This is a genomic window from Trichocoleus sp. DQ-A3 (assembly GCF_039961975.1).
In the GTDB taxonomy this organism is placed as follows: domain Bacteria; phylum Cyanobacteriota; class Cyanobacteriia; order Cyanobacteriales; family FACHB-T130; genus FACHB-T130.
On the sequence record NZ_JAMPKC010000002.1, the window covers coordinates 453,791 to 474,132 of the forward strand.

The 20,342-nt window shown below is 46.2% G+C and carries 16 protein-coding genes; 10 read left to right on the forward strand and 6 right to left on the reverse strand.

Annotated features, from left to right (window positions below; all coding sequences use genetic code 11):
* Nucleotides 1-176: 176 nt before the first annotated feature.
* A complete protein-coding gene (locus tag NDI44_RS05250; protein WP_190412886.1) occupies nt 177-1,163 on the reverse strand; it encodes a YegS/Rv2252/BmrU family lipid kinase in 987 nt (328 codons plus the stop codon).
* A 108-nt stretch (nt 1,164-1,271) separates the two neighbouring features.
* Complete coding sequence (locus NDI44_RS05255; RefSeq protein WP_190412659.1) at nt 1,272-3,578, reverse strand: bifunctional (p)ppGpp synthetase/guanosine-3',5'-bis(diphosphate) 3'-pyrophosphohydrolase; 2,307 nt, start codon at nt 3,576-3,578, stop codon at nt 1,272-1,274.
* 375 nt (nt 3,579-3,953) lie between these two features.
* Between NDI44_RS05255 and patD the strand changes: the two genes are divergently transcribed.
* From patD to NDI44_RS05295, 8 genes are all read left to right on the forward strand, one after another.
* Nucleotides 3,954-4,343: a heterocyst frequency control protein PatD gene (gene patD, locus NDI44_RS05260; protein ID WP_190412660.1), complete on the forward strand. Its 390-nt coding sequence runs from the start codon at nt 3,954-3,956 to the stop codon at nt 4,341-4,343.
* Between the two features lie 166 nt (nt 4,344-4,509).
* Nucleotides 4,510-5,079, forward strand: a complete 570-nt coding sequence (locus NDI44_RS05265; RefSeq protein WP_190412661.1) for a zf-TFIIB domain-containing protein — start codon at nt 4,510-4,512, stop codon at nt 5,077-5,079.
* A gap of 64 nt (nt 5,080-5,143) precedes the next feature.
* Entirely contained in the window at nt 5,144-6,802 is a 1,659-nt protein-coding gene (locus NDI44_RS05270) for an ABC transporter ATP-binding protein (protein WP_190412662.1), read from the forward strand.
* Nucleotides 6,803-6,985: 183 nt separating this feature from the next.
* Entirely contained in the window at nt 6,986-7,333 is a 348-nt protein-coding gene (locus tag NDI44_RS05275) for an RNA-binding protein (protein ID WP_190412663.1), read from the forward strand.
* A gap of 33 nt (nt 7,334-7,366) precedes the next feature.
* Entirely contained in the window at nt 7,367-7,549 is a 183-nt protein-coding gene (gene rpsU, locus NDI44_RS05280; protein ID WP_190412664.1) for a 30S ribosomal protein S21, read from the forward strand.
* Between the two features lie 227 nt (nt 7,550-7,776).
* Nucleotides 7,777-8,358: a hypothetical protein gene (locus tag NDI44_RS05285; protein ID WP_199300607.1), complete on the forward strand. Its 582-nt coding sequence runs from the start codon at nt 7,777-7,779 to the stop codon at nt 8,356-8,358.
* 244 nt (nt 8,359-8,602) lie between these two features.
* The gene (locus NDI44_RS05290) at nt 8,603-9,058 is read left to right on the forward strand and encodes a hypothetical protein (RefSeq protein WP_190412887.1); all 456 of its coding nucleotides are present in this window, start codon (nt 8,603-8,605) and stop codon (nt 9,056-9,058) included.
* Nucleotides 9,059-9,331: 273 nt separating this feature from the next.
* Nucleotides 9,332-10,870 carry a serine/threonine-protein kinase gene (locus tag NDI44_RS05295; RefSeq protein WP_190412665.1) on the forward strand — a complete coding sequence of 513 codons (1,539 nt, stop codon included), beginning with the start codon at nt 9,332-9,334 and terminating at the stop codon, nt 10,868-10,870.
* Between the two features lie 563 nt (nt 10,871-11,433).
* On the opposite strand, the gene NDI44_RS05300 is transcribed toward NDI44_RS05295, so the two are convergent.
* The 4 genes from NDI44_RS05300 to NDI44_RS05315 form a co-directional block, all read right to left on the reverse strand.
* On the reverse strand, nt 11,434-11,628 hold the full coding sequence (locus tag NDI44_RS05300; protein WP_190412666.1) for an NblA/ycf18 family protein: 195 nt from the start codon (nt 11,626-11,628) through the stop codon (nt 11,434-11,436).
* Between the two features lie 850 nt (nt 11,629-12,478).
* On the reverse strand, nt 12,479-13,474 hold the full coding sequence (locus tag NDI44_RS05305) for an L-lactate dehydrogenase (RefSeq protein ID WP_190412667.1): 996 nt from the start codon (nt 13,472-13,474) through the stop codon (nt 12,479-12,481).
* Between the two features lie 180 nt (nt 13,475-13,654).
* Nucleotides 13,655-15,088 carry an alkaline phosphatase D family protein gene (locus tag NDI44_RS05310; protein ID WP_190412668.1) on the reverse strand — a complete coding sequence of 478 codons (1,434 nt, stop codon included), beginning with the start codon at nt 15,086-15,088 and terminating at the stop codon, nt 13,655-13,657.
* Nucleotides 15,089-15,497: 409 nt separating this feature from the next.
* Nucleotides 15,498-16,844: a metallopeptidase TldD-related protein gene (locus tag NDI44_RS05315; RefSeq protein ID WP_190412669.1), complete on the reverse strand. Its 1,347-nt coding sequence runs from the start codon at nt 16,842-16,844 to the stop codon at nt 15,498-15,500.
* A gap of 324 nt (nt 16,845-17,168) precedes the next feature.
* On the opposite strand from NDI44_RS05315, the gene NDI44_RS05320 reads away from it, so the two are divergent.
* Nucleotides 17,169-19,652, forward strand: a complete 2,484-nt coding sequence (locus NDI44_RS05320) for a DUF4157 domain-containing protein (protein ID WP_242037056.1) — start codon at nt 17,169-17,171, stop codon at nt 19,650-19,652.
* 257 nt (nt 19,653-19,909) lie between these two features.
* Nucleotides 19,910-20,236: a hypothetical protein gene (locus NDI44_RS05325; RefSeq protein WP_190412670.1), complete on the forward strand. Its 327-nt coding sequence runs from the start codon at nt 19,910-19,912 to the stop codon at nt 20,234-20,236.
* Nucleotides 20,237-20,342 lie beyond the last annotated feature (106 nt).

Sequence of the window (20,342 nt, forward strand, 5' to 3'; positions counted from 1 at the left end):
GTTAACATCAACCTCTTGTTAATGATGAGTTTCGTCCCTCAAATCCATGCTCCTCAACGCTCTTAAGAGTTTAACCCCACCCCAAACCCTTCACTGCTTTTCGATGAGGGCTTTAGGGTGAGGTTACGAGGATATATTGCAACAAAGCGAGAACCGCTATCGTGACGAGTGACAGACTAATCAACCTCTTCAGGCGGAATTAAGTCCTGCTTGGATTCAATGATTACACTGGGTAAACCTTCAAGTTTTTCTGTAACTGGCAATTCTTCGAGAAGGGGGACTAAGAGCGTTAGGCCGCCAGGAATGCACTCGACATCAATCGGAGTGGTGCCGATAATTTCCCCATCTACGACAACTTTTTGCAGTGGATTGGTTCGTACCTGAATCCGTCTGGCTCGCAGATAGCCGATGTCATCTCGTTCTGTGGCACTGCCGCTTAGGGCAGTTTGAAGTAAATGATAGGAGGCAGCGATCGCTCCGGCAACATTACTCGGTGCCACGACGGTTAAATCGAGCAACCCATCATCAAAAAGAATGCCCGCTGGACCTTGAGCCAAAATGGATGTGGGGGGTGCAGCATTGGCAATTGTTACAGCAGCAGCGGTTAGTTTCACGATTTTGTCTTCCGTCTCAATCTCAACCTCAAACGTGTTGAACTGCCGCAACTGTTGAATTCCTGCCAGGATGTATGCCATCATCCCCAAGCGGTTCTTCGTCTCTCTGTCCGCCCGTTCGACGGCTTCTGCCTCAAAACCAATCCCCGCGAGTAATATCATCGGTTTGCCGTTGCAGTAGGCGGCATCCACGACCCGCGTTATACCCCCCAAAATTGTCTCGCAGGCGGCCTCTATCGTATCCGGTAGCCCTAAAGCAGACGCCAGGGCATTTGCGGTTCCTCTTGAAATCACGCCCATTGGAATGTTCGTCCCCACCAAGGCATCGGCGGCGGCTGAGAGGGTACCGTCACCACCAGAGGCAATGATGGTACTGGCACCGCGTTCCACTGCTTCTCTTGCCAGTTGAGCAGCGTCAATTTCAGGCGTTGTCAGATAAATATCTAGGTCAATTTCCGGCTCTAAAAGTGCCCGGATTTTTGCCAAATCTTGATCGGGATCGCTTTGACCGGCAACTGGATTAAAGATGAGACAGGCAGAGCGTTTTATGTCATTAGTCATTAGTCATTAGTCCGTTGTGATCAGCGGAGAGTCGTTGTCATTCGCCTACTGTATGAGTCTATTACCAGTGGCGAATGACGAATCACCGCAGTATCTCTATTCACATCCTTGACCGAAGCGACGTAAATTGAGAACGTCGCTGATTTGGCGAATTTGGGTAAAACACCGCTCCAGTTGTTGGAGATCTCGGATATCAATGCATAGGTCGATGATTGCCGGTCGCCCGTCGGATGTTTTCACGCCTGCACCCCGCACATTAATATTGTCATCGCTTAAACGGGACAGGATATCGTTAAAGACTCCGACGCGGTCAAGCACTTCAATTTGAATGCTAACTTGATAGGTTTGAGGACGTCCGCTTGAGTCAGTGGGGTTCCAGCTAACGGGCACTAAGCGATCGCCTAGGACATTCGCCACATTATTGCACCCTTGGCGGTGAATGGAAATTCCGCGATCGCGTGTGACTGCACCAATAATCGCTTCACCAGGGAGCGGCCCGCAACATCCAGCACGATGATACAGTAACCCTTCCACACCAGCGATAGGCGTTTTGGTGCTGGGAGCTGGGATGGGACTTTTCGAGGTGGGAAGTGCAACAGCCGCTGCAAAATCTTTTATTGGGTCGGGGGCAGTCGCAATCGTTTGAGTTGCTTTCACGGCTTCTCGAATGCGATTGACTACCAGGTTGAGAGTGACTTCCCCGTAACCCAGAGCAGCCAATAAATCATCAACGCTGTGGTAATTACATCGTTCCGCGACCGACTGCATGGGGGTTGACTTCAGCAGAGATTCAAAGCCACTTTTGCCCAATTCTTTTTCTAGGAGTTCTCGACCGCGAGTAATATTTTCATCCCGATGCGATCGCTTGTACCATTGACGAATCCGGTTTTTCGCCCCGGTTGTCACCACAAAATTCAGCCAATCTAAACTGGGACGGCTATTTTTCTGAGTGATAATTTCAACAATGTCTCCATTCCTCAGCAGCGTGTCCAGCGTCACCATCCGTCCGTTGACCCGCGCCCCTGCACAGTGATTCCCCACTTCTGTATGAATCCGGTAAGCGAAATCGACGGGAGTGCTACCCCCAGTTAGAGGCACCACATCCCCTTGGGGCGTAAACACATAAACATCATCGTCAAATAAGTTGTCTTTGACGTTTTCCAGATATTCCTGAGCATCCTTGAGATCGCTTTGCCATTCCAAGAGCTGCCGCAGCCAGGTAAACTTCTCATCGGTTGCGGTCATTTGGGTACGGTTGGAATTCCCCGTTTCCTTATATTTCCAATGAGCCGCAATCCCGTACTCGGCAATGTGATGCATTTCCAAAGTCCGAATTTGCACCTCTAAGGGACGACCCGTAATTCCGAGAACTACCGTATGCAGAGACTGATAGCGGTTGGGCTTAGGTAACCCAATGTAGTCTTTAAACCGACCGGGGATCGGTCGGAAGGCATCGTGAACGACAGCTAAGGCGCGGTAGCATTCTTCATTTGTCTGGACAATCATCCGAATTGCTGCTAAATCGTAGATTTCGTGAAATTCCTTCTGTTGCCGCTGCATCTTCTGGTAAATCCCATACAAATGCTTGGGACGCCCGCTGATGTCAAGGCAGGTAATACTAGATGAGGCGAGTCCCTGCCGCAGAATTTCTTTGACGTTCGCCAATCGAATCTCTCTGTCTGCCCGTTTTTCTGCCACCAACTCTTGTATTTGCCGGTAGGCTTCGGGTTCGAGATACTTAAACGTCAGATCTTCCAGTTCCCACTTAAATCGTCCGATCCCCAAGCGATTTGCCAGCGGTGCGAAGATTTCTCGCGTTTCCTGGGCAATTCGCCGCCGTTTGGCATCAGGCAGGTGTTCTAGCGTCCGCATATTATGCAGCCGGTCGGCTAGCTTCACCACAATTACCCGGATATCTTGAGCCATTGCCAGAAACATTCGGCGGAAGTTCTCAGCTTGGCGTTCGGTCTTGCTGGAAAAGGTTTCTGAAAATTTAGAAAGTTTGGTGACACCGTCTACCAGCAGCCGCACTTCTGAGCCAAAGCGCTGTTCGATTTCGTCGAGGGTGACGGGCGTATCTTCTACCACATCGTGCAGAAAGCCAGCCGCAATCATGGCAGCGCCACCGCCTAGGTCTCGCAAAAGACCAGCAACGGCGACCGGGTGACAGATGTAAGCTTCCCCTGATTTACGAGTCTGACCTTCGTGTAACTGATAAGCAAATTCAAAGGCGCGACAGATTAAATCAGCATCCGCAGGCGTTGGGAAAACTTTGACACTTCCCCCTTCGGACGTTGTGGGCTGTTTGGTGGTTTGATTGTCCTCATGGCGTGCAATCAAACATTCCTGTAGCCAGTCAGGAATGACACAACTAATTGTAGAAGTTGGAGCTTGTGAGTTCATAGTGTTGAGCAGGTCGAGCATAAAGAGTAAAAATAGCGAGGAGTTGTGCTGACGTGGAAAATGATTTTGTCTAGAGGCTAAAAGGGCATCTCCTAGTGTCTGCATTGAAGAGTCCCTAGGTTCGCTGAATTTTGGATTTTCAATTGTCAAGGGTCGAGGGTAAGAATATTGTCAGAAATAGAGCGATCCACCAAGATACCGCTTGGCTAATGCCTACGCTTACTGCGCGTCGCGCTTCCGGTGCGACGTATCGCTCTTGCCCTTACCTAAAGCTTGCTTGAAGATTGCAAGCCTACACCAGTTAGCTGGTGCTTAGCAATTGCCTTGTTGAATAGACAAAATTCTTTACATTGATTCTAGCGGAACAACGTGCCAATGTTGCCTCAGTCTTACCAACAACGTTATCAGGAACTTTTGACAGCTCTAGAACAGCTGCTGCATACAATGACAGCCGCTAATCAAGAACAAGAAGGGATCGGTGAAAAATTTCAACACGTCAAACAAGTTTTTGCACAGCAAATTACCAGTTTGACGGGTGATGAATTAGACCCAGAGATTGAGCCTCGGTGGAGGTCTTTCCAGACGGAAATCTATCGAGCGCTGCGACTTTTAGAGATGGATATGACATTTTTGCAGGCGTCTCGCCGTTCGGCAACCGCTAATCCTCGACAAGCGGCGATAAGCGATCGCTTATCAACCCTGATTGGCTACTGTCAAGCCCTCCTGCAAGCAGACGGAGATCGGGAAAGCCAGGGAGAAATATAGGGGCGGATTTCACCGGCTTTCTCTGGTATCTCGCAGATTGCCTTGATAAACCCACCCGCTTTGACAGCAAGGGATCGCAGGAGTCGCTGTCCTGGTGCAAGTGCAAGATGTCCGAAAAAACAGAGTAAATTAATAAAAAATTAAACTAGGAGAGGAAGAAAAACTGGTGAACTGTCCAAAATGTAAGAGTGTATCGCTACTCGATGGCACCTTGGCGGGAAATTTAGCTGTAAAACACTGCACCGATTGCAAGGGAACCTGGATTCCCTCTGCGGAATACGAAGCATGGCAAGCACAGCAACCGGAACTGACTCCCGCAGATCCGGAATCTATCGCTCAAATCCTAAATGTGGATTTTGTGCAGTCTCCCTTTGATACCAAAGCAGCACTGTGTCCGGAGTGCGGTCGTTATTTATCTCGCGCCAAGGTAAGGCTGAAAACGCCGTTTTATGTAGAGCGTTGCCTGAATTGTAATGGGATTTGGTGCGATCGCGGAGAGTGGGAGGTACTATCTCAATTAGGGTTGCACACGACGATTGAGCAGCTGTTTTCCAGTGAATGGCAGATCAAGGTGGAAAAACAGCAACAATCCGAGAAAGAACGTGAAGCCACAATGGAAAAACTGGGTCCCGAATTGGCAGCGCGTGTGTTTGAGCTGGCGGAACAGTTAGCAAAACATCCGAATGGAGATTTTGGTGTCGCCTATCTGATGCGGCAAGTAGGCGTCACAAAATAGCGGAAATTGCGACCTTGTTGGATTACTAATTGTTCATCACCCATTCCTTATTCCCCGTTACCGAATGACTGAGAGCCTGTTTTGTGTAGAAAATCTGCGGGTTGCTTATCCCAGCCGTCGATCTACTGCTATGCCTTCTTGGGCAGTGGATGATGTCTCTTTCACTTTAGAACCTGGAGAGAAACTGGGATTAGTGGGAGAATCGGGCTGCGGTAAATCTACTCTGGGAAGGGCGGCGATGCGCTTGTTACCAGCTTCATCTCGCGTTGAGGGGCGGGTGACGTTTGCTGGGAATTCCGTGTTCGATCTGACTCCGGCACAGTTACGGCGGTTTCGGGGGGAAGCGGTGGCGCTGGTGTTTCAAGATCCGATGACGCGCCTCGATCCCCTGATGACGATTGGGAAGCACTGTCTGGAAACGCTTCAGAGTCATCAACCTCATCTGTCACGGCAGCAGATGAAGGAAAAGGTACTCGAAACCTTGGATGCGGTGAAGATCCCGGCAAGTCGATGGTCGCAGTATCCTCACGAGTTTAGTGGAGGAATGCGGCAACGAGTCGCGATCGCGCTGGCTTTGCTTCTCAACCCAAAGTTAATTGTGGCAGATGAACCTACGACCAGTTTGGACGTAACCGTAGCCGCACAGATTTTACAAGAATTGACGCGACTGTGCCGGGAACGGGAGATGGCACTGTTGCTGATTTCTCACGATTTGGCAATGGTGGGAGAGTATTGCGATCGCATTGCGGTGATGTATGGCGGGAAAATGGTAGAAACTGGCTCACCCCAGTCTATCTTTCGGCAACCGCAACATGAATATACGCGATCGCTTTTGGACGCGGCTTTTCACATCAGGAAATATGACACGGAAGTTGAGGAGCCGAAGAGCAATCATTCATTACCAACTCCCCTTCTGCGAATCAAAAATTTGCAGCAGTACTACACCTTAGAGAGCAATTTTATCGGACAGTTTCTTTCCAAGAATGTCCCCGTTATTAAAGCGGTAGATGATATCAACTTGGAACTTTATCCAGGGGAAATTTTAGGCTTAGTGGGAGAATCTGGATGCGGCAAAAGTACCTTGTCCCGGACGATCTTGCAGTTAATTCGCCCAACGAAAGGAAGCGTTGAGTTTCTGGGACAGGATTTAGCTCAGATGTCTACTAAAGCCGTGAGGGCATCGCGACGGCAAATGCAAATGGTGTTTCAAGATCCCCATGCTTGTCTCAATCCGCTGATGACAGTCGGTGAAAGTATTGCCGATCCCCTGTTTATCCACAAACTGGCTAGCCCCGATGAAGCGAAAGTGCAGGTAATGCAGATGCTAGAGCGAGTGGGTTTAACGCCTACAAGCGATTATGATCAGCGGTATCCCTCCGATTTGTCGGGGGGACAGCAGCAACGGGTTGCGATCGCTCGTGCTTTGATTACTCGACCCAAACTGCTAATCTGCGATGAACCGGTGAGTATGCTAGATGCTAGCGTCCAGACACAAGTACTGGAGTTAATGTTAGAGTTAAAGCGGGAATTCGATTTAACGTATTTGTTTATTACTCACGACCTCTCTGTGGCAAGATTTTTGTGCGATCGCATTGCAGTTATGAATGCCGGTCGTATTGTCGAACTCGGCTCAACCCACGAGATTTTTACGAATCCCCAGCACCCCTACACCCAGACGTTGCTACAAGCCGCCCCTTTACTGGTATCGCAGCAGCCAAAATAGAATTGTTTTGACTGGTCAGCACAACATGGCATCTACGATCGGCTTCAGAGTCAGGGACTAAATGGTGTGTTAAAATCCTTAAACATAGACTTATATTCGGCTGTAGTGTTTGTTATTTCTACTGACAGGCAGTTTCTCCGGATCTAACTCTCTACACCACTTTTTTGATTCTGGAGACATTCCATGTCAATCTATGTAGGCAACCTATCCTACGAAGTTACGCAAGACGACCTCAGCAATGTTTTTGCTGAGTATGGAACCGTTAAGCGGGTTCAGTTGCCAACCGATCGCGAGACAGGTCGGATGCGTGGTTTTGCTTTTGTGGAAATGGATACAGAAACTGAAGAAACTGCCGCCATTGAAGCTCTCAACGGCGCTGAGTGGATGGGACGAGAGCTAAAAGTGAACAAAGCTAAGCCTCGTGAGGATAAAGGAGGCGGAGGTCGTCCTGGTGGTGGCTGGGGCGGCAACAATAGAGGCGGTGGCGGTGGCGGCGGCGGCGGTGGCGGTGGCGGCTATCGACGCTACTAATGCAATTAATCAAATAGTTTAGGAGGACACCGGATGACCCAAGTAGTTGTAGGCGAAAATGAAGGCATTGAGTCAGCCCTGCGCCGATTTAAGCGTCAAGTCTCTAAAGCAGGGATTTTTCCAGATATAAGACGGCAACGTCACTTTGAGACTCCTTTGGAAAAACGCAAGCGCAAAGCGATCGCGAGAAGGCGTAAGAAGCGTTTCCGTTATTAAGTCTTACCGTCCGAAAATCGAGTTTAAGACAGATTAATAACTTCATCTGTAACATTCTTCAGCACAACGCAGCCTCAAGAGCGTTTAACAGCTTGCTATCAAGCGATCTTTGCTTAGGCTCTATTTCAAAAGCTGGTGAGGCTTTAAAGCAAAATTTGAAGGCATCACCATCACAAGTTTTGAAATAGAGCCATTTCTTGTATTTTTCTCTACAAATTTTAGCAAGCATGACCCCAGAAGCAATACGTATTATCGCTGACCTAAGGCGTGAGTTTTATTCTCTCTTTGCTACTGCTATGAATGTGCCAGTGAGAGTTACTGGAAGTTCCTATAGTAGTAATTTTCCGATTGCATCTTGGATAGACAATCGGAGCCAAGTGAACTATATAAGTATTTACGCATACACTGCACCAGACAAGTTAATTCCTCAACGCCCATTTCTTCTACGAGTGGCGATTAATAAGAGCGCTGGTAGAGTTACAACGGCACAATGGGGAAGAGAATGTCGAGGACTTAATCAGGGTTGGTACTTCGAGTTAACTGTACTACCAGAGGAAATCTTAGACTTTCTACCTTGGGTCGTCAGCTTGGTGAAAGCGCACGACCGGGGTTCCCTGTCGCTTGTTCAAGACCCCCCTCATCCATTTGAATTTAAAGTATCCGAAGGGCCTTTGTCCAATGATGCTTGGACTCATTCTGCTTTGAAGATTGCAGACTCTTCAAAGTCTCAATCTTTCGTTCCCGCGATACTTCCGGAACCGAAGAACCGAGGTGCAGAGGTGTCTAGGAGTAGAAGAGCCGGAATATAAGGCCGGATTTCACCTGAAAATCTTTCGATATCACAGATAACATTGATAAACTGTCCTGGGGATCGAGGGACTAGAATTATAAAAGATTCCTTAGTTTGATTTTGGGATAAAGCCGCACAAGCGTATTCTACTTTACGTCCCAAGACTCCGGTTATACTAAACTTACTTGTCGCCTTGAATATTCATCCTGGAAGGGAAGAATCGTTTAAAGGCGGCGTTTCAAGCAGGCAGCAAGGTGACAACCGTGGGTCACACCTTTTTAATGGAGGCAGGACGATGGACGCTCCAAGGAAATTGGCTGGAGCGTCACGAGATGCCAATCACCGTGAGTGGCAGAACATTAGTGGCCTGGGGTCGAGAAAACTGGTTCACAATGGTGACAAAGCTGAGCTTTCCAGGCAGCGCCCGCGAGGAAATTTCTTTACAATATCGTGGGCGATTTGATGCTGGGGAACGCCAATATACCTATGTACTACAGCACAATCTTTTAGGTCGTGTTGAGGGCGAGGGCTGGGTTACGCCAGATTCAATCGTTCAGCGTTACTGGGTATTAGGCGATCGCCAGCGGCGCACTGGTTTCGATACCTTGCACCGTCTCAATGAGAATACCTACTACCTTTCTAGTGGCATCATGGCGGGTCATTATTTGACTAGCACGATGGAAGCAACGATGGAGCGTCAGCCACAATCATATTCTTGATCGCTCTAGAAATTCAGCTTCAGGCTCTAGATGGTCAGTAAGAAGTATAAAGTGTGAAATATGAAGTGGAATTTGGGAAATATAAAGTAAGAGGTATGAAGTAGGAAAGAACGTTTACTGGTCTTTCCGGTTTCTTGCGTGGAACTCAATATCTGTTTTCGCTTGAAGGCTTAAAACTCCATCCTGAAGACATAAGACTTCATCCTTTGAGATAAAGTTAATAGTTCCCTATAGGTAAATATTACAAATGCTCCCGATTTTAGGAGCCAAATTATGATGACAGACCCCAACACCGATCGCTTACTCGCCAATCGCTATCAACTCTTAGGGTTGGTAGGCAAAGGCGCAATGGGTCGAGTGTATCAAGCCAGGGATATGTTACTGGGAGGTGTCACCGTCGCGGTTAAGTTCCTCTCTCAGACGCTACTAAACCAAAAAATGCGCGATCGCTTTGAGCGAGAAGCAACCATCTGCGCTGTTTTGGGAGAAAAAAGTATTCACATTGTCCGAGTCAGGGATTATGGCGTGGACGAGAACGAAATCCCGTTCTACGTCATGGAATTTCTCCAAGGGGAGAGTCTGAGCGAGGTTCTCAAAGACCGGCCCCTGTCCTTGCCCCGATTTTTGAATATCACTCGCCAAATTTGTTTAGGGCTACAATGCGCTCACCAGGGCATCCTCATAGATGGTGAAGTCTGTCCGATTATTCATCGGGATATAAAGCCTAGTAATATTACAGTCGTTCAAGATACGACTTTAGGTGAGTTAGTCAAGATTCTGGATTTTGGCATCGCCAAGCTGCTCCAGTCCGACATCGCTCAGACTAACTCGTTTATGGGCACTTTAGCTTATTGTTCTCCAGAACAAATGGAGGGCAGAGAACTAGATAAACGCTCTGACATTTATAGTCTGGGCGTAATGATGTTTGAGATGCTGACGGCTGAGATGCCCTTGATGGCAGAGACTCACTCGTTTGGCGGCTGGTATAAAGCTCATCACTTTATCCCCCCAAGAACTTTTGATTCGGTTAATCCCGATCTAAAATTGCCAAAATCTCTAGAAAGCTTAGTGATGAGCTGTTTGGCAAAAGTCCCTAGCGATCGCCCCCAAAATGCGGCTCAAGTGTTGCAAGCATTAGAGCCATTGGAGCAACGTTTTGGTCAAGGTCGGCAATTAGGTCAGCGGATTGGAGAAGTTTTATCTAAACTGCCCGTCGTAGCCGATCCCAAACCTAAGAACGCCCCGACAGCCGATGAAGTCTGCCGCTTAACTTCCTGGCCTAAAAACAAACCAATTGCAGAGATTGTATTTCCCCATCTGCTTCGCACTAGCCGCGAAGTTTTACCTACCCTGTGGGTCATGCTTCACAAACCGGAAATTCAGAATCGCCTGATCAGCACTCGCTACAATCAGTTTCTGTTTTTGATGTCTCCTCATCCCATGCTGCTGTGGATTACCGCCCTGCACAACCGCGAACAAGGCCCTCGCTGGCTCAGTTGCTACCTGGATCTAAAAACTTCTATGGGTCAGGATATTGTGCGACAACTGGGAGAAAACGGGATTTACCGGATTTTGTTCTTTGCTTTGGAGGAACCGCATCGGTGCGCGAATGTAATGATTTCCACAATTGCCCCTGTCCAACGCCAAATGTTGCAAGAGTGGGCAAATACAAGCCAAACCTTACCCTCAGTGGCTCAGCCCCAAATGAGTAAAAGTCTGCTCAAGCAAGAGTTTGAGAAGCTAAAGCCCAAGATTTTGATGAAGCTGGAATCTGTTCAGACCGGAGATTATTCTTCGGATATCTCAGGCTAGTCTGGGTGCTGAGTTAGGGCAAGAGAGTCAGGAGTTCATGGAGAGTCCAATAGACTCGCGCTTGATTATTTTTAATTTTACACTTGATTGCGATCGCGTCGCCTATGCCCGCAGGAGTGCCTGCAAAGCGTCTATTCACTAGCGGTTCTCGCTTTCGCTCATGTCTGCACAGCGATCAAGCTGTCGCATTTATTTTTGTAGTATGAAAATTTTTGTAGTACGAAAACCTAAACTCAAAAACCAATTTCTCTTATGCCAGTACTGCCAAACTTGTCATAAACTATTCAACTTCATGTCAAAACTCTGAAAAATCGGTACCAATTCAGCAAGCTTGACACGCCAACCGAGAAATCTTGGTCTACGTTCATCTACTTAAACACGCTTCCTTACTACAAGATATTATCTTTGTCCTTCGGATATTTAAATAGACAACGCTTCCAACCGTAAGCAATTTCCTAAAACTCAACGTTCTTGAAACTGAAGTTGACGCCCCAGCACCCCCAGCTTCTTTCCCCTGAGGAACAAAGCAAGAGACGGAGGTCGCCCACTGCGACACGGATACTCTATTCCTGAGGATTTGGCTCTAAGCCCCATTGGTGCTTCAGAAGATGCTTGTATGTAGCTTCGCGCATCACCATTTGTTCATAGAGTTTGACCAAGAAGTGCTGAGCTTGTTCGCGGCTCATATTCTCCACTTGGCTTTCAAAGGAACGGATGCTGAATTGTTGTTCGAGAGACAGTTCGATAGGTTGGTTCATGGTAAGCTCCGACTTTAGAGAGAGTGTATGTTTATCAATCGCTGAAGCACTCACAGGGTAAGGGCTGAACATCGCTGAACCGTCTAACCATTTCCCTGTTATTACGAAAGATAACAATAATTTGACAAAATGCCCATCTTTCTTTGTGTATACTTCAGTTGATCCCAAAGATGGAATATGCACCCAGAAAGTTTCATCTAGGGTTGAGGTAGTTTTAGCAAGTTGTTGGAGGGAAAATTGCTCATCACGAACAAACGGCTAAGTAAATATACTTACTAAGCCATAGCAGTGCCGCTCTTCAGCCAGTAAAGACGCAATACAGTTCCCTAAACACATTGCATTCAAAACATTTGCTCTCCCAAGTGACTCTACCCGCCCAGAGGATGTCTGAGAACTCGGTTATGGCACCATCCATCTGTACCCCTTTTCTGCATTTGGGCGACTCATGCGGTAGCCGCCCCTACGATAGGCTCATCGAGCAATCCTCAAGGGTTGTCAGAATTAATCGCGTTGGCGATCTCGTAGTGGGGCTGTATGGCGCTCAGCTCGCGCCTTCGCACTGCATAGCGCTAAGGAAGGGAAAGAAGAGAGATGGAAGATTTCATGAATGATTTAAGATGAATGGCGCTGACTTAAGCCCTGAACTAAAACCCTAAACTAAAGTTTGGGCTAAGAGCTAAGGTCAATTAAAACTGACTAAAATACTGCCAGAACAAAAGCTTTCAACCTGTGAAAACAGGTTAAAAGCTTTAAGGTGAGAGATTTATCTCAAGGCTCTTATGTCAGTGCCATTCGATTTAAGATGGCTATACTACTTTTCAAATATCCTCTTAAACTGATATCTGAGAGATTAAAGGTTGACTTGCTGAATCGTTTGGCGCAGGATTTGACTTGATCGTTGCAATTGTTCTGACTCTGTAGGGGTCAAAGAGAAATTCAGAACCCTGGTAACACCCTGACGATTTACGACCGCAGGCAAACTCAGACAAACATCATTAATTCCGTGAAGACCATTTATCAAACTACTAACAGTCAAAACTCTGTTTTGATTGCGTAAAATTGCTTGCACAATCTGAGTAACCCCTAAACCAATCGCGTAGCAAGTTGCTCCTTTGCGTTGGATAATCTCATAGGCGGCGTTCTTGACCTGTTGGAAAATCTCGTCAATTTGTGCAGTTTTCGTAAAATCATTATTGTCATGAACATCTAATAAATTCATTCCCGCAATATTGGCTTTGCTCCAAACGGGAACTTCACTGTCTCCATGTTCCCCAATAATGTATGCGTGCAAACTACGCGGGTCAACTTGTAACTTTTGGGCTAACAGATAGCGAAAACGAGCTGTATCTAACACCGTGCCCGAACCAATCACACTAGAACTCGGCAACCCAGAAAGCTTCCAGGAAACATAGGTCATGATATCTACTGGATTCGAGACAATTAAGAGAATCGCTCCTGGAGAACATCTCACGATTTCTGGAATCAAATTTTTAAAGATTTCGATGTTGCGCTGCACCAAACTTAACCGATTTTCTCCAGGCTTTTGTTTTGCTCCTGCTGTGACAATTACAATATCGGCATTTTCCCCATCTTCTAGGGTTCCCGCTCGTACTAGGCTAGGTTCGACAAAGGGTAGTCCGTGGACTAAATCCATGACTTCCCCTTCTAGCTTTTCTCGATTAACATCAACAATCACCATTTCATCCAAGGTGTTTTGAATCAGGATTGAGTAAGCGCAAGCCATTCCTACCTGACCTGCACCAATAATGACTCCCTTCCGGGGACGACGAGCGATCGCTAAGTCAAGATTAGTCTCGGTAGGGGTTGTAAATAATTCTTCAAACATATCTATCTGATGGAAAATGTCGTTGATGTAATGATATCGAAAACCAATCCTTTTCAGATAAAGCTAACCTTCTTTTCCTTTAATTATTTTTATCATTGTGTCTCAACAACAGTCTTTTAGCGTCTCCAGAATGTTTTGGGAACGCTAAACCACGGCGTTAATTTTAACAATTCGCTACTTCTATGAAACCTTGTTTAACTCGATTCTTTCTCTATCAAAAGTTTTATTTCCGTAGTCACTACTAAACAAATCAAAAATAATAGATAACGCTCCATCGGCAAGTTGTTTTACATGAAGCAAGCTAAAATTATTTTTAGTACATACATATATTTTTTCTATTTTGTAGGGACTTTTAGTTTCATTACTTTCAATAAAATTTTCATCAATGACTATCTTTTGTAATATGTTCATAGCAAATTTACTTAAAGATGCATAGGCGATACCGCTAGAAGTAAGCTGAAACACTTTAGCCGATGGAGATTGCTCGTGGGATAACTTGAAAGCAGCTCCCATGTGTACATCTCCGCTCAAAAATACAATAGGTTTCTTGGTTTTTTGGGAAACCTCAAAAACCTTCTTTAATAGTTGATCTCGTTCTGCCCAATTAGATTTATGATCCCAATGATCTCGTAAATCATCAGTGTACTTCCAATAGGGGATGTCTAAATTATTAACAGCAAAGCTCTTAAAGTGAACGACTGGAACTGGCGACACAATAAATAAAACGCGGGATTCAGAATCATATTGGGAATTTAGCCAACCGTCAAAACGTTTCCACTGCTCGGCACCTAAAAGACGCAGCTCTTGCCGATTATAATCATGATGTCCCCTCATATCTAATACATAAAAACTACAGAATCCACAATTGAACTGATAGTCAAATTGATCAATACTGGTATCTGTAGGAGGATTATGAGAATGTTCGTATTCTTGATAAACTTGCTTAGCCGCCTCAAACATTTCATTTGCTAGCCGCAAATGTTCTTGAGTATTTCGCAACTGCCATGAAGTATCTAGCTGTGCGGCTAATTCGTTGGGTGTATAAGAACCCCAACCATCCATAATTTCATGGTCATCCCAGATCATATATGTGGAAAAAGTTTGAAAAAGTTGTTGCACCTGGGGGATGCCCCAATAACCCCGATAGATATCTCGATACCAGGAAATCATATCGATTTTAGAAGGGTTTTGTTTTTTGTTCTTCTTCAACCAGCTCCAGATATTTAATTGTTTATTTCCTTCTCCATCCACATATACTTGGTCGCCAGTACCTATCAAAAAAATTGCATTTGTATCCAATAATTCTTGCTTAAATTTATCCCACATTTCCAAATTGAGGAGCTGATGCTCGTCGTAAGGCATATGGCAACTGAACATCCCAAAATTCACCTCTGTGGGATGTTCTGGAAAGGTTTGAAATGACAGGTTTTGTTCGTTGCCCAGTTCCCAGGGTTTTTCTCTATCCAAGTGAAATAGAGCGTAATAATAGCGAGTATCGGGTTGGAGATTTTTTAGGTCTACTACACCTGTTAAGTCATGCTCTTGATTAAGTTGGAGTGGGACAAGAGTAACGCTATAAATTTCTTGGGAAGTACTTGGAGAGGTTAATCGCAACCAATGCCCTTTTTCGTCGTTGATTATCTCCGGAGTGCCATTGGTAGGAATTCGATGGCGAGAAAATACTAGCCAGTAATCTCCAGGAGAAGACGCCCGGAACCACAGGCGGGTGCTAGTGGGAGTAGTATGTCCAATGATGCTGGCACACTCGAGACGGGAATTGGGCCAGGGGCGCTGTTCGGGGTCATAAAAATTGAGGTGGGACAAGGTCAAATTGAAACTCGGCTTTGATAGAATGTCTGCGAATTTCAATATTAACTAGAAACGGTTGATATTGATGGTTTAGCGGACATTTAGGCGACAAACACAAGGAACCGAATCATCGGCGCGATATACTTTGCGATCGCGCGTTATTCCTATCGCTGCTTGTTTTGGATTCTAAACTGCTGCCCAGAACCTCTATAAATCAAACGCTGTCAGTCACGCTGCTAAAATTAAACGCCCCCACTCGCACCCCAGGCACAACACTGCTGCCATAGCGTTGGACTGTACTCAGAGCATCCACATCCCGCAGCATTTCAGGCAAACTCTGGTTAAAGCGCAAGTTCTTAATTGGGTAAGCAATTTGACCATCCTCGATCCAGAAGGTGCCATCACGACTCATTCCCGTTACGACTAATGATCGAGGATTCACATAGCGCACGTACCAAGCCCGACTCACCAAAATTCCTCGCTCTGTCTGGGCGATTAGGTCAGCTAGACTTCGATCTGAGCCAGTCATCACAATTGGATACATCGCGCCTGTCGGCTTTTTGCCCTGCTGTGCCGCCCAGTAGCGGCTATAGGAAAGCGTTTGAGGGATGCCGTCCTGAATGACTTCTTTGTAGTCGTTGCTTAATCCATCGCCAAAGAAAGTGCCTAACCGCAACAGAGGATGAGCGGCATTTCGCTGTACTTGCACGATAGGGCTAAACATTGCTTCGCCTAAACGGTTGCCAGCGGGTTTGCCTGACTCATCAGTGCGAGACATAAACGACCGCCCTTCATCTGCTGCGCGTGCATCCAAATTCCAGACGAGCCAAGGGAGCAAAGCGGCGAAAGCGGCTCCATCAAAGACAACTGGATACGCGCCAGGATGGACTTCGCGGGGTTGGCGCGACTTGATTGCCCGCTCAATTAGCTGCTGGGTTAATTCCTCAATTGGCAACTGTTCTAGCGCCCAAGCGGAGCGATTACACCAGGAGGAACCATCGCCAATGCGAGCGGTAAAGCTGAAATCTGCCTCTGTAGTTTGATTGCAAGCGCGTAGTCCCCGCGAATTCGCGATCGCATATAAGTTCGTCTCTGTACTCAACGTTCCCGAACCATCCACTCCCGCCTTCGCACTCATGGCGCAGACACGCTGGATAATTTCGCCCCGTGCTAGCGGTGAAAGGGTTGCTGTTGCTCGATCGAAGGCTGGGGTGCGCTCTTCGTAAACTTGAGGTTCTAGCAGTGGCACCCACTCCGGATCTTCTGGGGCGAAACGGGCAAGTTCTTCCGAGCGTTTGATGGCAGATGCGATCGCATCTGAATCTAAATCTGTCGTAGAACTAGAGGCACTCTTGCGTCCGAAGTAACTGGTGATGGTGAGCTTAAACTGAGTGCTACTAATATTTTGGCTAATTTGATTTTCCGAGAAGCGGCTGAGGGATTCTTCACCAGTGCTGAGGCTGACAAATACCTCCTCTGCTTCCGACTGTTTAATAACTTCTTCTAATAGAGAGATCGCCCGATCTTTACTGATTAAACTGGGTGCTGTTGCTAGAGTCACGATAATTCTGAGATTTGTGGATGGTTGAGTCTGGGATGAAGCGATGCGATCGCGTTTTGATTTCGGGTGCGAGGCTTTTCAAATGCCAATCAACAAAATAATTAAAACCTCTATTCCAGAGTGCCAGATTATTCGTAAATTCAGCAACGCTGCAACAGTCAGTCGTTCTGATGTCCGTGAGTTTTCTATCTTTACATCCCAATAGGTTATCCCAGCTTGCTTTATTCTAGTTACAAAATATTACATTTATGCTAAAACAAGGTACTAAAGATAGTATTGACAAGAAAGAAATATTATTTTGCAATTCTGGAATAGAGGCGAGAGATGACCTACGAAAGAATACGAAAATCTTCTTCTTGGAATCCCGCTTCTAGCCAGAAAAACAGCCACAGCATTCAGTCGCGCCCTTTTGCAATCCAACCAAAACCTGATTCGCAGCTGCCTCCTACCCAGCAGGAAATAGAAAATCAAGCATTTGACCAGCATAAGTTTGAGGCGACCGGGCTAGAAATACAGGCAAAACACGGCAGCATAACGCCAGAGGGACAGGAACGACTAACGGTATTACAGGCAAAGATGGATGCCTTTTGGCAGCAGAAAAGAGAAAGTACGCAACGCCAAGGCATTAACTTATTAGAAATCCCCAACCTATTTGCTCCCCGCCAAATATCGACACCCCAACCAATTCAGGCAAAACTGACGATTGGAGAACCAGGGGATCGGTACGAACAAGAGGCAGATCGAGTAGCGGCTCAAGTCGTGAGTCAGATTAATAACGCACCTGCGCCTAAACAGTCAGCTTCGGGTGAAACTGTCCAGCGAGACGAAATGCCCCAGATGGATGAGGAGGAAAAACTCCAGCAGAAACCAGAAGGCAGCATCCAGCGGCAAGATACGCCCCAACTCGATGAAGAAGACGAACTCCAGATGAAGCCAATAGTGCAGCGTCAGTCTGGAGCGGATGGAATGGCTGCAACAGCGGAGCTGGAAACATCCATCCAACAAGCCAAAGGTAGCGGACAATCCCTCTCCGAAAGCATCCGAGAACCAATGGAAAAGGCATTTGGCGCAGACTTCAGCAGTGTCAAAATCCATACTGATGCCCAATCTCACCAGCTAAATCAATCAATTCAAGCCAAAGCTTTCACTACAGGTCAAGATATCTTTTTTCGGCAGGGGGAATACAATCCAGGGAGCCGCGGGGGACAAGAATTGTTGGCGCACGAGTTAACTCATGTGGTGCAGCAGAATGGGGGTCAGGTACAGCGGCAAATACAGAAATCATCTGAATTGTCCCCTGGCTCTCAAATCATGAGATTGAATGATACGCAGACTGGGGAACTGCCACTCATTCAAGCAAAAGAAATTATGGGAGTGAAAGCGTTTCAAGCAGCAACTTCGGTTTCCTTCTCCCGTCGTCCATCCGAACTAAAAAAAGTTGATGAAGCACTGAAGAAAGTACAACAGGCAGGTACAGATAGCATTCTGCTGGGTGAGTTATTAGAGGCAATCGATCGCTGTCTAGATAAATTCTCAGATCTGCATCCTAGAAGATCGGGCGTTATTAGCTTGCGCGACCAAGTTATAGAACAGCAGACAGAAATTAGCCTGAACCTTCAAGATAATGACCAGCAGGCTCCAGCGGAAGGAAGAAGCCGAAGTGGAGCTTTTTCTGCTGAGAAACAAAGTGTTGGCAAAGGCAGCAATTTTAGTGATTTTGACAGCAAGCAATATCGAGTGTCAGGGCGATCGCCAAATCGGATAATTGAGGAAGTTAAGCGCACTCAATTAGGAAATGGGAAAGTCGTTTATTTCGCAATGGGTTTGGTGACTGGTTTTAACGGCAAAGCACCTCGCGTAGCACCCTATCCACAACCCGTCTCTCTGGGAGATTGGTACCCATCTGTCACTCATATCAATGGTATGCAAGTAGCGCCAAAATCGGGACTTTTAAGCGCCGCAGCATTGCAAGAATCAGTCAACGAAGCGCTAGATGGTCAAGACGATGCCGCATTAGGACAGAATGCCATAGATGTTCTTTACACCTACAGCGCTCAACGGGGTGGTGTGGTAGCCGATCTGATTGACTGCCTTAAAGGAAAAGTCCAAGTTGACGACGAAGCAACAGAGAAGCAGGAAGAAATCATGCTAGATGCGGTGCGCCGCAAAACACGGGTTACTGTTTCTGCTCACAGCCGAGGAACGATTAAAACTGACAATGCAGTTAGAAATGTACACGAAGTTTTGAAACAAGAATATCTATTATTAGCAAGACAAGACCCCGCAGTTCTCAAAATATATCAAGATTTTGCTCTGTTCTATCAAGAAAATGATATGGGACTAGGTATAGACCCAGAAATATTAGCGGCGGCGGCGCGAGAGGAAGCCGCTAAGAGGATGGCTAGCGATCGCGCTAAGGAGGATATGAATACTTATATCCAATTAATTTTTGCCGGAAATGCTGTACAGCATCCGTCTTCAATATTAAAAACCGACCTATATGTGGGTGGATTTGACCCAGTTAGTTTTGCCGTCGGGACTTATAGCCACATTGGTAGCAGGATAGACTCTGCTATTGGTACGGGAGGACACGCTAAATCAACAGTTCATAGCGTGGGTAAAACTAAGGGACATGGTTTTGTCGGGAATTATGTTCCCGCTGTTAGCGATAAAATTGCTGAAGACTTAAGCGGACGGGAAGATATCCAAGACAAGCGAGCTAACCAAGTTTTATCTAATATTGATCCCGAAAGGTTAGCAGAATTAGAGCAAATGGGTAATAACTCTAGAAGACGTAGGGGTAGGTAGGTTCGTTCGATTAGCGATCGCGTTTCTACTTAATGATTTGAATTTGCTTTTTCTGCTGTCAATAGTAGGAAAAACTATATTTTATTCAGGTCAAAATTTTGCTGAAAGACGATGTAAATGCTGGTTTAGCAGCAATAAGTAAGCCAGATACTTCACCTAAATTAATTTTAGATGAATCAGGTGGCTGCACTATTTCGCTCCCCTTTCCTCCTTCAATCGTTAAGTTGTCGGGAGGACAGTTGCAGGTAGAAATAAGAATGGCAAAAACCGGTGAGTTTTTTACTTTGTTATCACCTTTAGCAGCGGTTCACGGTCAACTAAGCCGAGAATTTTTAGACGCTTTATTGCACAGGCAATTTTATGCGGAACAGGTTTCTAGCCTGAGTTTTGCGATCGCATCTGTTGGCGATCGCGATTTACTGGTGGCAGTTCATCATTGGATGCTGGATGCGATCGCACCAGAAGAATTTAAACGTTTATTTCAAAAATTTATCTCGGCAGTTTTATCTGCTATTCCAGAAATTAATAATATGGCTAGTTCTGAAATATCGCTAGCACCGATTCATTCAGAGCAAAATTCTTAAATTATTGGCAGAGTTTTCGGGAATTTTGCTGTTAAATTATCTAAAATTAGAAAAAATAATCTACTTTTTCTGTAGGAAGATAGCGATCGCCTTAGAAATTGAAGAT